The following is a 15,950-nucleotide window of genomic DNA, read 5'->3' on the forward strand; positions in this document are numbered from 1 at the left end:
GTGTACAATTACAAAATTTTAAGGGGTCATCAGCTTCACTTAAGCTGTTAAACTACGCCGAAATTTGCGCCCTTTATGAATCGGGCACACACAGTAGATGCATTTATTTTTGCTCACCCTTAATACAATTTAAATTTATTTGGAGTGCTTTGCATGCACAACACCACGACGACATTTCGAAGAATATCGATCAGCCTACTCATCGTTTCAGCATTAGCTGCGTGCGACAAAGCGCCAGAAAAAAAAGAACGCCCGCCTGCACCTGTTTCTGTGATTGAAGCTAAGCCATCTGATGTACCGCTTACATCCGAGATGGTCGGCGAAACTGCTGGTTATCGCGATGTGGATGTGCGTGCTCGTGTAAACGGCATTTTATTAAAACGCACTTACGTTGAAGGGCAAATTGTTCAAGCTGGGCAAGTCTTGTTTGAAATTGACCCAGAACCATACAAAGCAGAGCTCGACCAAGCCCAAGGTATTTTGTCTCAAGAAGTGGCCAAGCTTGAAAAAGCACGCGCCGATCGTGACCGCATTGTGCCTTTATTTAAAGAAAACGCAGTGAGCCGCAAAGACTATGACGATGCCAACGCGGCCTACAACGCGGCAGTAGCGAGTAATAGCGCAGCGCAAGCCAGAGTCAGACAAGCCGAGTTAAACCTAGGCTACACCAAAGTAACTGCGCCGATTTCAGGCACAACCAGCAAACTCGTACAATCGGAAGGTAGCTTAATTACTGCCACAGGCGACTCGGGCAAATTAACCACGATCTCGCAACTTGATCCGCTTTATGTCAATTTTTCATACTCTGAACAAGACAAACAAGAGCTTAACGCAGCACAACACAGCGGTTCGGTTGAGCTAAAACCATCGAAAGAAGTATTTGCCAAACTCAAGCTTGCCGACGGCAGCCAATACAGCGAAGTAGGTAAAATCAACTTTTCCGACAATCGAGTTGATCCAAAAACCGGCACCATTCGTGCTCGCGCCATTTTTAACAATCCAAAAGGCGAGTTACTACCCGGTCAATTCGTTCGTGTCACACTTGATCTTGGCACTCGTAAAAATGCCATCTTGGTACCTGAACGCGCCGTAATTCAATCTCAAGCCGATCATATCGTCATGACCGTCGACAAAGACAATAAAGTTGTCCCAAAACCTGTAACACTCGGTTCAGTCTACCAAGGTCAAGTTGTCATCAATAGCGGCTTAAAATCTGGCGACAAAGTGATTGTCGAAGGCCAAATGAAAGCGCCACCAGGCTCAATTGTTAAACCTATTCCTGCTAGCTCACCCGCTACGGCCAGCAAATAATCGGAGTCGGTATGTTTTCTAAATTTTTTATTGAACGGCCCATCTTTGCCAGCGTGATCTCGATCATTATCGTGATCCTTGGCCTCGCTGGGATGAAGTCTTTGCCGATTGAGCAATACCCGGGGATTACTCCGCCGGTTGTATCGGTCACAGCGTTTTTTCCTGGCGCGACTCCTGAAGTCATCGCACAAACTGTTGCCGCACCACTAGAGCAACAGATTAATGGCGTTGAAAAAATGCTTTATGTGCAATCTGGCTCTGCCTCAAACGGCCAGATGAATATGAACGTTTATTTCGCCATTGGTACGGATCCCGATCAAGCCACCATTAACGTGAACAATCGCGTTTCTGCGGCGATGGCGCAATTACCTGAAGAGGTAAAACGCCAAGGTGTGACGGTCAAAAAGAAATCGACTTCGATCTTGAACGTGATTGCGATCAACTCACCGAATGGCCGGTACGATACAACCTACCTATCCAACTATGCATTACTGAATATTGTTGATGAAATAAAACGCATTCCTGGCGTGGGTGATTTGACGATGTTCGGGGGTACTGATTACGCAATGCGCGTATGGCTACGTCCTGATCGCTTAGCCCAATTAAGCCTAACGCCAAGCGATGTGATTAGCGCGATTCGCGAACAAAATGCGCAATTCTCTGCGGGTAAAATTGGCGCACAGCCAACCACAGAAGCCATTGACTTCACTTATACCGTCAACGCACAAGGCCGCCTTAAATCAGTAGAAGAATTTAATAACATCATCGTACGCTCAACCGCTGATGGTGCAACGATTCGACTTAAAGACGTCGCTCGCGTTGAAATTGGCGGCAAGGATTACGACCTTAAAGCCAGTATTAATGGCAAATCAGCCGTCGCCATGGGGATTTATTTACAACCAGGCGCCAATGCCATCGGTGTTGCAGCAGCAATCACCAAAAAAATGGACGAGCTAAAAAAACGTTTCCCCGAAGGCATTGAATACTCAATCCCATACGACACCACAACCTTCGTTAAAATTTCAATCGAAGAAGTTGTTCATACGCTAGCTGAAGCCATCGTATTGGTGTTTTTGGTGGTGTATCTGTTTCTACAAAACTTTAGAGCAACGCTTATTCCGTGTATTGCAGTGCCAATTTCATTAATTGGTACTTTTGCCGGTATGCTCGCGTTTGGCTTCTCTATCAACTTATTGACTCTATTTGGTTTAGTGCTGGCCATTGGTATCGTGGTCGATGATGCAATCGTGGTGCTTGAGAACGTCGAACGGATCATGAGTGAAACGAAGTGCTCAGCCAAAGACGCCTCAATTAAAGCGATGGAAGAAGTATCTGGCCCCGTCGTGGCGATTGTTTTAGTGCTTTGCGCGGTATTCTTGCCCGTCGCCTTTATGGGCGGCATGACCGGTGTGATGTACCAACAGTTTGCCGTTACCATTGCGATTTCAGTCGTGATTTCCGGCATTGTGGCATTAACGCTCACGCCAGCACTGTGCGCGATTATGCTTAAAAACGCACACCATGAGCCAAATCGCTTCTTTAAAGCGTTTAACCGTAATTTCGATAAAATCACCAACGGCTATGTGAGCGGCGTGTCATTTTTAAATCGCCGCGTTGCCATTGCGTTTATGATTTTTGCCGGCATTATTGCTTCGATGTTCGTCTTGCTAAAACAAGTGCCTAGCTCTTTGGTACCCGATGAAGATCAAGGTTACTTGCTCAGTGCGGTAATGCTGCCTGACGCTGCCTCACTCAATCGCACCGAAGCCACCAGCGCTAGCTTTGACAAAATGCTCATGGCGAATAAAAACGTTGAAAACGTTGTGTCATTTGCTGGTTTTGACCTACTTTCTGGCGCTGTCATTAGTAGCGGCGGCGTTTCTTTCGTCACCCTCAAAGACTGGTCTGAACGACAAGGTAAAGGCGACAGCTCATTTGATCTAGCCAACACCTTCCAAGGCATGGCATATATGGGCATTAAAGACGGCTTTGCAGCCACCTTTAACCCCCCTCCAATTAGCGGTATGTCAACGACTGGCGGTATTGAGGGTTACTACCAAAATCGTGGCACAGGTGACATTGCGACCTTCTCTGCGGCAGTCAATGAATTTGTGGCACAAGCTAAAAAACGCCCCGAATTCGCGAGTGTCTCAACCACATTCCGCGCCAATGTACCGCAAATCTATCTTGATCTTGATCGAGAAAAAGCCAAAGCACTTGGCGTGAATGTGAACCAAGTTTTTGATGCAATGTCTGCCACCTTTGGTCAGGTTTATGTCAATGACTTTAACCAGTTTGGCCGTACTTACCGCGTTCAATTGCAATCTGAAGCCGACTATCGCGCTCGCCCAGACGATATTCGTAACGTCTACGTGCGTTCAGACAAAGGCACAATGATTCCACTGACTAGCTTGGTTCATGTTAAGACATCAATGGGGCCAGAGCTGGTTGAGCGTTTTAATGTATTCCAAGCTGCAAAAATCATGGCAACACCCGCTCAAGGCGTAAGCTCAGGGCAGGCAATTAAAGCACTGGAAGAAGTCGAAGCTGAAATGGGCGCTACTGACTACAAACTTGAATGGACTGGCTCAGCGTATCAAGAGCAAGCATCAAGTGGCACTGCCGCGACTGCATTCTTGATGGGTATTTTGATGGTGTTCTTAATCTTGGCTGCACAGTATGAGCGCTGGAGTTTGCCATTTGCGGTCATCACTGCTGTGCCATTTGCGTTGTTTGGTGCCCTACTGGCGGTATACCTCACTGGTCAGACCAATAACGTTTACTTCCAGGTGGGTCTCATTACCTTAGTAGGATTGGCGGCTAAAAATGCGATTCTAATCGTTGAATTTGCCATTATGAAATACGAAGAAGGTGAAACACTACTCAATGCAGCACTCGAAGCAGCTCGTTTACGCTTTCGCCCTATCGTTATGACCTCACTGGCCTTTATCTTAGGTTGTGTACCGCTAGTAACCTCCAGCGGCGCAGGTTCAGGTAGCCGTTTTGCACTGGGTGTGCCGGTAATTGGCGGCATGTTGGCAGCCACATTTATTGCCATTTTCTTTATTCCACTCTTTTTCCGACTGATCATGCAAATGACAGAGAAAAAATCAAAACCAGAAGGAGAGAATCATGCTTAAAACCATTCTTTCCCTCAGCGTCGCCCTCGCCTTTACCGGCTGCGCTTTCACACCAGACAATGTATTGCCAAAAACTGAGCTCCCCACAGCAATGGAAGCCAAGGTGTCGGTAGAAAAAAACTGGTGGACTCAATTTAATGACCCAGTTTTAAATCAACTGGTCGCGACGGCGCTGGAAAACAGCCAGAACTTGGCTTTAGTCACGGCCAAAGTCGATGAAGCTCGCGCTCGTTTAGGGATTGCGGATTCAGCCAAACTGCCACGGATCGATCTCAGTGGTCTTGGTGCACGCGCCCAGGCATCGCAAAACAGCACCGGACTTGATTTGCCGCCGAGCAACAACTTCCAACTGGCAGGCCAAGCATCTTGGGAGATTGATTTCTGGGGACGGGTACGAAACACCGCCACTGCAGCGCAACAAGACCTGATGGCGTTTGAGTACAATCGTGACGCCGCAATTTTGGCGCTCACCACCGAGGTGACGCAGAACTACTTCAATTTGCGGGCTTTGGATGCGCAACTAGAGATCACCAAGCACACGGTTCAATCTCGTTTTGAAGCGTATGATTTGCAACAAAAACGCTATCGTGGCGGCGTCACATCAGAATTAGATGTGAAACAAGCAGAAGTTGAGCTCGCCAATGCGCGAAGTAATTTGCCTGATTTTAAGGAGGCAATTACACGACTTGAAAGTGCACTCAGCGTCTTGGTCGGACAATCTCCGCGCGCCATGATGGAGCAAGGTATTGGACGCGGCAAATCGATTTCTGAACTACAAATCGACAATGAAATTCCGGACCAACTGAGCTCAGAATTATTGTTGCAACGCCCAGATATCGCCCAAGCAGAAGCTAATTTATTAGCCACACGCGCTCGAGTGCAAGTTGCTCGCGCAGCTTACTTTCCACGCATCTCGCTTACGGGCTTGCTTGGCGTGCAAAGTAACAGCTTAGACACCTTATTTAATCAAGGCACTCGAGGCTGGTCTTTTGCGGGCGATTTAGCTATGCCTCTGTTTAATGGTGGCCTAACAGCAGCGCAAATTGATCAAGCAAAAGCACAAGAAAAGCAAGCTGTTGCGCAGTATCAACTTGCAATTCAAACCGCATTTGCCGAAACCCGCTCAAGCTTAATTGTTAATCAAACGGTACAAGCTAAAACTGGTTTTGAACAAACACAAGTGAGCGCATTAAAGCAGCAGCTAAAACTAGCTACACTCCGTTATGACAATGGATACTCAAGTTATCTTGAAGTGCTTGATGCACAACGTAGTTTATTTAACTCTCAATTAAATTTGGTTAAAGCACAACGCAACCAAATTAATGCCAGAGTTGAGCTGTATAAAGCCCTTGGCGGTGGCTGGTCTAAAATACAAGCAGTGGAGTAATAAGAAATTCAGTAAAAGCCAATCGCAATGATTGGCTTTTACTGGAAATAAATACGACTGGTTTTCACATCTTTCTTTACTCATAAAAACATTGAAATTCAGTCACATTTGAAATGTAGATTCTGATATAATTTATCACTTCTGCGGGCGTCGTATAATGGTAATACCCTAGCTTCCCAAGCTAGAGCCGTGAGTTCGATTCTCATCGCCCGCTCCAAATGTAATAAAAAAGCCAAAGTGCATTTGCACTTTGGCTTTTTTATTACATTTCAGCATCACGATACTATCGTGCAATACCAATATGAAACCCTTGAAATATCTAAGCGCATATCCTGAGCATATTCAACAACGCGTCATTGCCATGATTTCCGCTCAACAACTCGGGCCACTACTTGCTCAGCGCTATCCAAATCAGCACGGCATTCAAACCGACAAAATGCTGTATGACTATACGCTTGCAATTAAAAATGAATTCTTAAAAAATGCGCCCGCCATCTCGAAAGTTATCTTTGACAGTAAAATCAAAGACATTCAACATGCCTTGGGCACACACATGCAAATTTCACGCATTCAAGGCAATAAACTAAAAGCAAAGCATGAAATTCGCATTGCCAGTTTATTTAAAAACACGCCGCCAGAATTTTTAAAGATGATTACAACACACGAGTTGGCACATCTTAAAATCAAAGAGCACAACAAAGCCTTTTATCAGCTATGCCAACATATTGAACCACAATATATGCAGCTTGAATTTGATTTGCGCCTGTATCTCACTCACTTAGAGCATCAAGCATCGCTAGCATGACCCATCGATGCCTGAATAAACTCATCCATCGATATGCCAGCGGCGGCCAATTGCGCCTGTAAAGACTCCATCAGCTCACGCTTTTTTCTTTGGCGGGCAATGCGCTGACTATTGGAGCGCTCTTGCTCCTGCTTCAGGATATGCCAAGTCTCGGTATTGAATAAATCTGCTGCTGAATTCAATTTTTAAATCCACTCCTGTTAATCATGGTGATTATATTAATAACCGCGTCTCTGTTTGCGACGCTTAGCCTTGCTGTTTGGCACACTGAGCTCAACCGACTTTGGTAGGCTATCAGCAAGAGCCTGAGCTTCGCTGTCTTTTAATTTAGACTTTTTTGAAAAAAGATGGGTAATACTTTTAATTAAATTCATTTTAAACTCAAAAATAAAACAATAATCATAAAAACAAACGAGACAGCGTTAGCGACAGTTTTTTTCAATAAAAACAGTTTTTTCGGCGATTTCTTGCTCTTTTTGTTTGTAAGGCAAGTACTCCATATCCCCGTTTTGATTGCTCACTTGTTTAAATAGCTTGGCCCCCTTCAAAAAGGCCAATCGCTTCTCTGCCGCAGCACAGGCCTGCTCATCTTTCGCCAGCTTGGTAGGAGTAGTCGGCGATGATACTGCAGTAGCAGGCGTCGAAGCTTTAACCGCCACTGCGGATGCAACGACAGTCTTCGGCACTTCAGTAATAATAATTGTTTCTTTAAACCCAAGTGGCTGCGCCTTGGCCTTAGCGGCAGGCGGCGGTTGATCAGAATACACCACCTTACCTGAATCGTCTTTCCACTTATAAACTTCAGCCTGAGCCCCAACACTTAAAACGCATAACAACAGAATCAAACTACGCATTATTCCACCTCAATTCATTATGACTCGTATCAAAGCGACAAAGTACTCAAGCCAGCTTATTACATTGGGCCAAAGCAACAAAATTAAAACCTAGCGACACATCATCACTAGGTTTTTTATCGCTTAGTCAATTAATTGCGCAGCAATGCTTGTATATAACGACGCACACCTTCTTGCACAGTCAGAAACTTCTCAGCATAGCCAGCTTCTCGCAACAAGGTTAAATCCGCCTCAGTAAAGCACTGATACTTCCCTTTCAAAGCATCAGGAAACTCAGTGTATTCTAAGATACCTTGCGCCAACAACTCTTCTAACGATAACACCGGCAAGCCAGCTAACTCACGGCAAGTATTGACCGCCGTAATCGCAATATCATTAAATGGCTGCGAATGCCCTGTGCCCACATTGTAAATGCCGCACACTTCAGGATTATCTAAAAACCACAGATTGACTTTCACGACATCTTCAACAGAGACAAAATCGCGCGTATGGCCGCCAGCAGGATAACCGCCGTACTCGCCAAATAGCTTAACTTTTCCGGTTGCTTGATATTGATTAAAATGATGGAATGCCACCGACGCCATTCTTTCTTTATGCCATTCTCGTGGGCCATACACATTAAAATAACGGAAACCAGCGACTTGTGCAGTTATTTCACCATTGGCAATTCGTTCACGCAATACTTGATCAAAAAGTAATTTCGAATAACCATAAACATTAAGCGGGCTTTCACAGTCAGGTGTTTCAATAAAACCATTATCACCATTACCATAAGTTGCTGCAGAAGAAGCATAAAGAAACTGCACTTGCTCTGACTGACACCAATCAAACAATGCCAAAGTATATTGATAGTTATTATCCATCATATATTTGCCATTATGCTCCATGGTATCGGAACATGCACCTTGATGAATAATGGCACTAATTGCACCATCAAAAGCACCTGCGGCTAATTCTTCGATAAAATCATTTTTATCTAAGTAATGCGCAATTTTCAAATCGACTAAATTTTTAAATTTATCGCCGCGCGTTAAATTATCAACGGCAATAATATCAAATTCACCGCGCTCATTGAGCGTTTTAATAATATTCGAACCAATAAAGCCTGCAGCACCTGTTACAACAATACTCATATCACACCTCTTTTGATTCGTTTTTCACTCGGCAACACAGTGCCAAAAATAGCCATGCACCATGCGGCATCCATTGCTCAGTCCAGCGCCAGCTATTGGCCATAGTGGCCACTTCCGCAGTTTTAAAGTCAATATCGGCTTCATCGTCAAAGCCACTAGTAATCCCATTACACACACCACCTGGCGCATTATAAAACCCTGGCTCATACCGTGGATTATTGCGACCCCAGCCTTGCAACATACATGCATCATAGGGATTAGCGCCTAAAATCCAATCCAGCGCTGACTGACCGTACTTGGCGATTTGCGCAGAGAATTCAGCATCATCGGCAAATAAACATTGCACCTGCGCCGCTGCGGCAACAATCGACGCCAAACGGGCATTTTCACCCTGCCACCAATACCCTGATTCATTTTGATGCGGAATAAAGAACTGGGTATTGCCCTCTAAACCATTATGTTTAACATATTGACGCGGATACCCAAATGGATTATTCACGTCGGCATAAGTAATTTTAATCTCAAACGTATACGCCAAGCGCAGCGCAGCACGGATTGAATCTAAGTAAGTGGATTCTGGCGCGACCTCAATAAATCGCAACAAAGCGATATACAGCAAACCGGCTTCAGCGGCGTGAAAATAACTACGCGCACCTAAATCATCAGCACGGAACCAACCTTCTGGCTGCTGACGCGCCAAAATTTGCTGCACACGGCGCTCGGCCGCAGCCAAATACACACCATCGGCAGTCACATCCCACAATTCTGACGCTGCCAACAATGCGCAATAATCATCAATAATGTTTTCTGTTTGATCTTCTAAATACGCCAGGTTATTCGCTTCTAAATGCGCAAATCCACGACTCGCAGCGAGCAAATAATCCGCCCGACCAAAGCTTTCGCCATCGCGTGACAACTGTGACGCGCGGGCCAACGCAGCAATCGCCATGCCACCGCCTTGTCGGTAAGCTGCTTGATAACTGGCGTATTTATCCCCTTTCTGGGTTTTATATTCGCAAATGTCTCGTCGATTTTCGTCTTTACTCCACTGATCAAACACCGTCATGTAAAAATATCCGGCGGGATCTTGCATGCGAACCAAAAAGTCTGCGCCATGCAAAGCTTCATCGACCATGCGCTCGTCAAACCATTTTAACTGCGCGGGCAATCGTGAATAGCCATCAATTAAATTCCACACCACTTGGGGCGTTTGCTGAGGATTCATAAACTGCGAGAAGGCCAAATGCGATAAATATTTCGAGCAATCGCCTGAGGCATCATACCAACCACCACTCACATCACGGCGCTCATCCGAGCCCCACTTAGGGCGCGATAAATCAGCCTGATTGTAAATCCCAGTACAGCGCTGACCTTTGATGTAGTGAACCAGGTCAGACAGCATTTGTCCGGCAAATAAGCCCTCGGCAATGGCAAACCGATGCGAAACCAAAGGAGGATGCAAATCATCAACCACCACAAAGTATTCACCCACGGTGGTTAAGGCTGAAAAATCAGCCCCCCAAAAATGCCAGTTTTTCCATTTAGCAACGCTACCTTGTGGCGTAATTGCGCCACGCAACACTGCTTGGCGCGTATTGGCATCAAACACAGTAAATGTTTTGCCAGCCAACTGATCAACTGGCGCTTCAATCAAAGCAACCTTCTCGGCATTTGGGGCAAACCCAAGATGATTAAATAAAAAATTCACAATACAATCCTTTGGCTTTTTAATATTTATTGGTTTGCAACCAGTTTCGGGTAGCGCCGATCATGCCCGCATGATTGCCCGCGCAAGCCAATACCACTTCGGTCATCCCCTGAAAATCAGGCAATAATTGCGCATCGATTGCCGCATTTAATTCATTGAGAAACACAATACCACGCGCACTGACTCCGCCACCGATCACTACTCGCTCGGGATTAAACGCATAAATTAAATTTGCAATCCCCGTTGCCAGTAATTTAAACCAGTCTTGCACCACAGGCACAACGGCAAGATCTTGCTGATCATACGCGGTAAAAACCGCGCGACCATCGACCAATTGAGTGACACAACGCTGATTTGCCGCCGACAGCAAACCGCGCATCGAGGCATGATCTTCCCAAACCAGCCCGTCGATCTTCATATAGCCCCACTCACCAGCGGCTGCACGATGACCTCGATAAATTTGCTGATTGAGCACGATGCCTCCACCAATGCCAGTACCGATAGCAATCGCCAAATAGTGCGTAACACCTTGCGCAGCACCACGCCACCCTTCGGCCAAAGCTACGCAGTTCACATCATTATCAATACTCACCGGCAAGCCAAATTCTTGAGCCAAAATCGCTTTGGGAGACGTCCCGGCATAATCAGGAACGGCCTCAGCAGCACCTAAAATTACTCCACTATTAACGTCGACCAAGCCAAAAGTACTGATTGCAATGCCAACAAAGGTAAACTGTTGCTGCATCAGTCCAACTAATTCGCGCAAGCATTGTATCAAGGCTGCCGATTGCTTCGGCGTATCCACCACCAGCGCCGACAACACCTCGCCATCCGGCGTTACAACACCATACTTAATCTGGGTACCACCAACATCAAATGCCAATACATTCACTCTGCCTGACTCCAATCAATTTCGCGCCGCCCTTGGCTGGATAAATAAGCATTCACGCTCGAAAAATGCCCACACCCCAGAAATCCACGATAAGCCGACAAGGGCGAAGGATGCGCCGAACGTAAAATACAATGCGAAGAACCAATTAAAGGGATCTTCTTTTGTGCGTGAGCGCCCCATAACACAAAGACCAATCCGGTTTGCGTATTAGCCAAATGCGTAATCACCGCATCGGTTAAGACCTCCCAGCCTTTTTTCGCATGAGAGCCAGCCTGATTAGCCTCAACAGTGAGCGAGGTATTAAGCAATAACACACCTTGCTTCGCCCACCCAGTTAGATTGCCATGCTGCGCCGGTGTTACGCCTAAATCTCGCGCAAGTTCTTGCCAAATATTGCGTAAAGATGGGGGTGTTTTCACGCCAAATGGCACAGAAAATGCCAAACCATGCGCTTCTCCCGCGCCATGATAGGGGTCTTGCCCCAAAATAACGACTTTAACCGCTTCGGGCGGAACCAATTTTAATGCATTAAACCAATCGGCTTGTGCTGGATAAATAACTTTTTTTTGCGCCAATTGCTCAGTTAAAAATTGGGTTAATTGCTCAATCTCGGGGCGTTGGCAAGTGGCAAATAAAGCGGGCTGCCAAGCCGATGGAATTACAGAATATAAATTCATACACCAAGCTCGCGCAATTGTTGAATATAACGGCGATGATAACGAAATATCATTTTCTCAAAACTATCCAACAACACATTGCGCATGGGCAACCATTTAGCATAAATCGCAAAACCCGACGCCTGCGAAATACATTGCTCGATTTGTGCATTTAATTTTAATAACATTGGAAATTCTTTCGACAAACAAAAAACGACCACGCCTTGCTGGCCAATCGGCAGAGCGGTATCAGTCCACCAAGCTATCGACTCCAACCCCATCACCACCTCAACCTCATTGGGTAGCGTGACTTTTAATGTTTTGGCCAACCAAAGCAAAGTCAAATCCGTTTTTATTGCTTGTAACGATTGCGAATCATCACTGCCATCATGAGGCAATTCAAAATCAGCCAGCACCTGCAAATAACGACACATTTCCCAATCGTTACCCGCTTCATCCTCTAAAGACCAAGCCAATGGTAGTGCTTCGCGCAACAAACAAGGGCCATCAAATGGAGATAATCGCATGCGCCACTTTGATACAATCAATAATGAGACGATTATAACGTGAAGTCTGTGCATTAATGTAAAACAGCGCAAAACAAGCGCAGACTTTCTATGCTAATAAAAAGTAACCATGCATTTAAGTCGACAATACAAAACGGTCTTACTTTATCGTACGATGTTAGCGTACTTAATATGCACCCGATCGTGATCGACCTTGGTCTAAGACGAAGCACAAATATCTAATTTTCTGGAGTACTGCAATGCTGATAAAAACCACAATTCTTGCAATTGCTTTGTCTGGTGTATTTGCGAGTAGTTTGGCCAATGAAAAACCCCACAAAGCCAAGCATGATCCTGCACATTGGAGTTACGAAGGTGAATCAGGACCGAGCCATTGGGGGGATATGAAATCCGAATTTAGTTTATGTCGCGACGGAAAACAGCAGTCGCCCATCAACATTACTGAAGCGTATAGCCATGAATTAGAGCCGCTACAATTTCAATATCGTGATTCAAAAACCAATATTCAAAATAACGGCCACACGATTCAACTCAATTATGACCCAGGTAGTTTTTTAGTAATTGGTAACGATCGCTACCAATTACTGCAATTTCATTTTCACACTCCAAGTGAAGAAGCGATTGGTGGTCAGCGCTACCCGATGGTGGCGCATTTAGTGCATAAAAATGATGCAGGACAACTGGCAGTGATTGCCGTACTCCTCAATCAAGGCAGCAATACCCAAGCCATGCTGGCGCAGTTTTGGGATAAATTCCCCAAAAACCATAACGAAACGCGCAACTACGATGATATTCGCTACAACATAACCGACTTACTACCTAGCAACCGCCAGTACTGGACCTTTATGGGATCTCTGACCACGCCGCCATGCAGCGAAGGGGTTCGTTGGTTAGTACTAAAAACGCCGCAAACACTCTCTGCAGCACAAATCGCTCGCTTTGAACGCGAGTTCCCCATGAATGCACGGCCAATCCAATCTCTACAACAACGCGCGATTTTAGAAAGCAATTAAACAGAACAATCGAAACGATTTAGCGCAAAGACTGCGCCAACGCTCGATCGATATACATACAAGTGCTCGTGCAAAGCGCAAAGCAGTGAAGCCGTAGGCTGTACATCAAGCAAAACAAGGGGTCGATGTAAGAAAACGATTGCTTAATCACTAAGTGATGAAACTATGTGAAAATACTGCACCTTCACGCCAAACAGATTATTTAGGAATAGCCTTACAATGAAAATTGCAACCTGGAACGTCAATTCACTCAAGGTTCGCTTGCCGCAGGTTTTAGATTGGCTCAATGCAAATCCTGACGTTACTGCACTTTGCTTGCAAGAAACCAAAATGGATGATCCGGTTTTCCCTAAAGAAGAAATCGAAAGCGCGGGATTTTTTGTCGAATTTGCCGGCCAAAAAACCTATAACGGCGTCGCCATCATCGCGCGCGAACCAATCACTGACGTCACCATCAACTTACCAGAATATCCAGACGCGCAAAAACGCGTCATTACCGCCACGGTGGCGGGCATTCGCCTTATCGGCGCCTACATTCCGAACGGGCAAGCTTTAGATTCAGAAAAATTTCCTTACAAAATGGCGTGGCTCGCCGCAATGAAGGCATTTTTAATTGAGCAAATGGCGCTACATCCCAAGCTGGCGCTATTGGGTGACTACAATATCGCCCCTGAAGATCGCGACGTACACGACATTACCAAGTGGCAAGGTGGCAATCTGGTTTCCCCGCAAGAGCGGGACATGTTTGCGCAATGGCTGCAATTGGGCTTGGTCGATAGCTTTCGATTGTTTGATCAACCAGAAAAAGCATTTAGCTGGTGGGACTACCGTGGGTTTTCTTTCAAAAAAAATGCCGGACTGCGTATTGACCACATCTTGCTCTCGCCAGCGCTCGCTGCACAATGCACCGCCTGTGAAATCGATATCGAACCGCGCAAAAATGAGCGCCCATCTGACCATACGCCGGTTATTGCCACACTAAGCTAAGAGATCACAATGAACAAAGCCAAATTACTTTCAGGCAGCAGCTTATTTTGTGAGCTTACGCCAAGCGAGCTGGAAAATTTAGCGCAGCAAGCCCAAACCAGGCACGTTAAAGCCAAACAAATCATCGTCGCCCAGGGCGTTTGTGGCGATGAAATGTTTGCCGTGATTCATGGCCGTTTAAAGGTCACGCGTAGCAATGAAGAAGGCCGAGAAATTACGCTGGCGATTTTAGAAGGCGGTGAAGTCTTTGGCGAACTCGCCATGCTCGATGGCGCGCCGCGCAATGCCAGCGTCGAAGCACTTGAAGACGGTGAACTTTTAGTCCTGCAGCGCAGCGCAGTCGATCAATATCTTGATCACCACCCGCACGTGATGCGCTCACTGATTACCACACTGTGCGAACGACTCAGAAGCGCCAATGACTTAGTGCAAGACACGCTCTTTCTGCCTTTGCCATTGCGATTAGCGAAAATACTGCGTCAATTGGCACATAACTACGGCCAAGCCAATGCCGATGGCGTGCGAATTGATTTAAAAATGACCCAACAAGATTTAGCTAATTTTGTCGGTGCATCACGAGAAAGCGTCAATAAGCAGCTCAGCCACTGGGAAGAAGCTGGATTTCTTAAAATGAAAAGCGGTTTCATCCAAATCATTCAAATCGATCAATTACCCATCTAGCCGCCGTTGACGTTGGATTGAGCACACACAGTGTGACAGTGAACTTAACACACTTTTCGAAGCAACAAAAAAAGCGGCGTCACCTGTGACGCCGCTTTTTTAATTCAAACCCATTTATTTTTGCGCTACCAAACCATTACTTGGACTTTGCCAGTCATAGCCATTCTTCCAAGCGCCATGCACTAGATTAGGATATTCCGCCTTGCCTAAACTGCCGTTATAGCGGCCCAAGGCGCGAAAATAATCACCGTTTTCTCGATCCAAATAATGCCGCAAAATGGTACAGCCGTAACGCAGATTGGTATTGATATCAAAGAGATTATGCTCAGCGTTGCCAATACTGCGCTGCCAAAATGGCATCACCTGCATTAAGCCACGCGCACCGACCACACTCACTGCATAACGATTAAAACCACTCTCGACATGAATCAAACCCATCACTAACTGCGGATCAAGCCCCGCCCGCGTGGCTTCGTAATGAATCGCCGTTAATAATTTGCGGCGAACAAATTCATCAGGAATGCGTTTTTTGAGTCGTTCAGACATTGCTGACATCCAAACTTCGGCATCAGCAGAGTTAGCAAAAATTAAGCGTGGTTCCATTCGATCGCTAATCGAGCGCTGCAACGTCGTTTGCACCGATGAAGATAAGGTTTCTTCTCTTTGCGCGCCAGCCCAAGCTAATAAAGGCCAACACAACAAACTCGTAACCAGCAATGCGCTGCACTTCACGTCAAACCCCTTTTTCCACAAGGCCTTAAGCAAGGGGTATATTCATGCAAATCAATAAATAAATGCACTGCATGAATATACCTAACAAATACCAAAACTCAGCAAGGCAATAATAAATTAAGCT

At 45.8% G+C, this 15,950-nt stretch carries 16 protein-coding genes and 1 tRNA gene; 8 read left to right on the forward strand and 9 right to left on the reverse strand.

All coding sequences use genetic code 11. The features are described 5' to 3' along the window. Positions 1-153 precede the first annotated feature (153 nt). From K4H25_RS09945 to K4H25_RS09965, 5 genes are all read left to right on the forward strand, one after another. Positions 154-1,311: an efflux RND transporter periplasmic adaptor subunit gene (locus K4H25_RS09945; RefSeq protein WP_221020369.1), complete on the forward strand. Its 1,158-nt coding sequence runs from the start codon at positions 154-156 to the stop codon at positions 1,309-1,311. Between the two features lie 11 nt (positions 1,312-1,322). After that, positions 1,323-4,451: an efflux RND transporter permease subunit gene (locus K4H25_RS09950; protein ID WP_221020370.1), complete on the forward strand. Its 3,129-nt coding sequence runs from the start codon at positions 1,323-1,325 to the stop codon at positions 4,449-4,451. After that, positions 4,444-5,838 carry an efflux transporter outer membrane subunit gene (locus K4H25_RS09955; protein WP_221020371.1) on the forward strand — a complete coding sequence of 465 codons (1,395 nt, stop codon included), beginning with the start codon at positions 4,444-4,446 and terminating at the stop codon, positions 5,836-5,838. The genes K4H25_RS09950 and K4H25_RS09955 overlap by 8 nt, the downstream gene beginning before the upstream one ends. A gap of 143 nt (positions 5,839-5,981) precedes the next feature. Continuing rightward, positions 5,982-6,055: transfer RNA gene (locus tag K4H25_RS09960), tRNA-Gly, on the forward strand. 84 nt (positions 6,056-6,139) lie between these two features. After that, positions 6,140-6,643 carry a YgjP-like metallopeptidase domain-containing protein gene (locus K4H25_RS09965; RefSeq protein WP_221020372.1) on the forward strand — a complete coding sequence of 168 codons (504 nt, stop codon included), beginning with the start codon at positions 6,140-6,142 and terminating at the stop codon, positions 6,641-6,643. Here K4H25_RS09965 and K4H25_RS09970 read toward each other — a convergent pair. The 8 genes from K4H25_RS09970 to K4H25_RS10005 all read right to left on the reverse strand — a co-directional run bounded on the left by K4H25_RS09970 (position 6,625) and on the right by K4H25_RS10005 (position 12,413). Continuing rightward, on the reverse strand, positions 6,625-6,825 hold the full coding sequence (locus K4H25_RS09970; RefSeq protein WP_221020373.1) for a hypothetical protein: 201 nt from the start codon (positions 6,823-6,825) through the stop codon (positions 6,625-6,627). The two genes, K4H25_RS09965 and K4H25_RS09970, sit on opposite strands and share 19 nt — an antisense overlap. Before the next feature lie 36 nt (positions 6,826-6,861). After that, positions 6,862-7,017, reverse strand: coding sequence for a hypothetical protein (locus K4H25_RS09975; protein WP_221020374.1), 156 nt, complete (start codon positions 7,015-7,017; stop codon positions 6,862-6,864). Between the two features lie 48 nt (positions 7,018-7,065). Continuing rightward, positions 7,066-7,497 (reverse strand): DUF4124 domain-containing protein, encoded by a 432-nt coding sequence (locus K4H25_RS09980; protein WP_221020375.1) that lies wholly within the window; start codon positions 7,495-7,497, stop codon positions 7,066-7,068. Positions 7,498-7,628: 131 nt separating this feature from the next. Continuing rightward, the gene (gene rfaD / locus K4H25_RS09985) at positions 7,629-8,630 is read right to left on the reverse strand and encodes an ADP-glyceromanno-heptose 6-epimerase (RefSeq protein ID WP_221020376.1); all 1,002 of its coding nucleotides are present in this window, start codon (positions 8,628-8,630) and stop codon (positions 7,629-7,631) included. Position 8,631: 1 nt separating this feature from the next. Continuing rightward, entirely contained in the window at positions 8,632-10,338 is a 1,707-nt protein-coding gene (locus tag K4H25_RS09990; protein ID WP_221020377.1) for a glycoside hydrolase family 9 protein, read from the reverse strand. 19 nt (positions 10,339-10,357) lie between these two features. Further along, positions 10,358-11,230 (reverse strand): ROK family protein, encoded by an 873-nt coding sequence (locus K4H25_RS09995; RefSeq protein ID WP_221020378.1) that lies wholly within the window; start codon positions 11,228-11,230, stop codon positions 10,358-10,360. After that, complete coding sequence (gene ung / locus K4H25_RS10000) at positions 11,227-11,907, reverse strand: uracil-DNA glycosylase (RefSeq protein ID WP_221020379.1); 681 nt, start codon at positions 11,905-11,907, stop codon at positions 11,227-11,229. Before ung ends, K4H25_RS09995 begins: the two co-directional genes overlap by 4 nt. Continuing rightward, entirely contained in the window at positions 11,904-12,413 is a 510-nt protein-coding gene (locus K4H25_RS10005) for a hypothetical protein (RefSeq protein WP_221020380.1), read from the reverse strand. The genes ung and K4H25_RS10005 overlap by 4 nt, the downstream gene beginning before the upstream one ends. 239 nt (positions 12,414-12,652) lie before the next feature. On the opposite strand from K4H25_RS10005, the gene K4H25_RS10010 reads away from it, so the two are divergent. The 3 genes from K4H25_RS10010 (at position 12,653) to K4H25_RS10020 (ending at position 15,094) form a co-directional block, all read left to right on the forward strand. Next, positions 12,653-13,426, forward strand: coding sequence for a carbonic anhydrase (locus K4H25_RS10010; protein ID WP_221020381.1), 774 nt, complete (start codon positions 12,653-12,655; stop codon positions 13,424-13,426). A 219-nt stretch (positions 13,427-13,645) separates the two neighbouring features. Beyond that, the gene (xth, locus tag K4H25_RS10015) at positions 13,646-14,413 is read left to right on the forward strand and encodes an exodeoxyribonuclease III (protein WP_221020382.1); all 768 of its coding nucleotides are present in this window, start codon (positions 13,646-13,648) and stop codon (positions 14,411-14,413) included. A 9-nt stretch (positions 14,414-14,422) separates the two neighbouring features. Then, positions 14,423-15,094, forward strand: a complete 672-nt coding sequence (locus tag K4H25_RS10020; RefSeq protein ID WP_221020383.1) for a Crp/Fnr family transcriptional regulator — start codon at positions 14,423-14,425, stop codon at positions 15,092-15,094. Between the two features lie 114 nt (positions 15,095-15,208). Here the strand turns inward: K4H25_RS10020 and K4H25_RS10025 are convergent, their stop codons facing one another. After that, entirely contained in the window at positions 15,209-15,826 is a 618-nt protein-coding gene (locus tag K4H25_RS10025; RefSeq protein ID WP_255587504.1) for a lytic transglycosylase domain-containing protein, read from the reverse strand. Positions 15,827-15,950 lie beyond the last annotated feature (124 nt).

This window comes from Deefgea piscis, from assembly GCF_019665785.1.
Classification (GTDB): domain Bacteria; phylum Pseudomonadota; class Gammaproteobacteria; order Burkholderiales; family Chitinibacteraceae; genus Deefgea.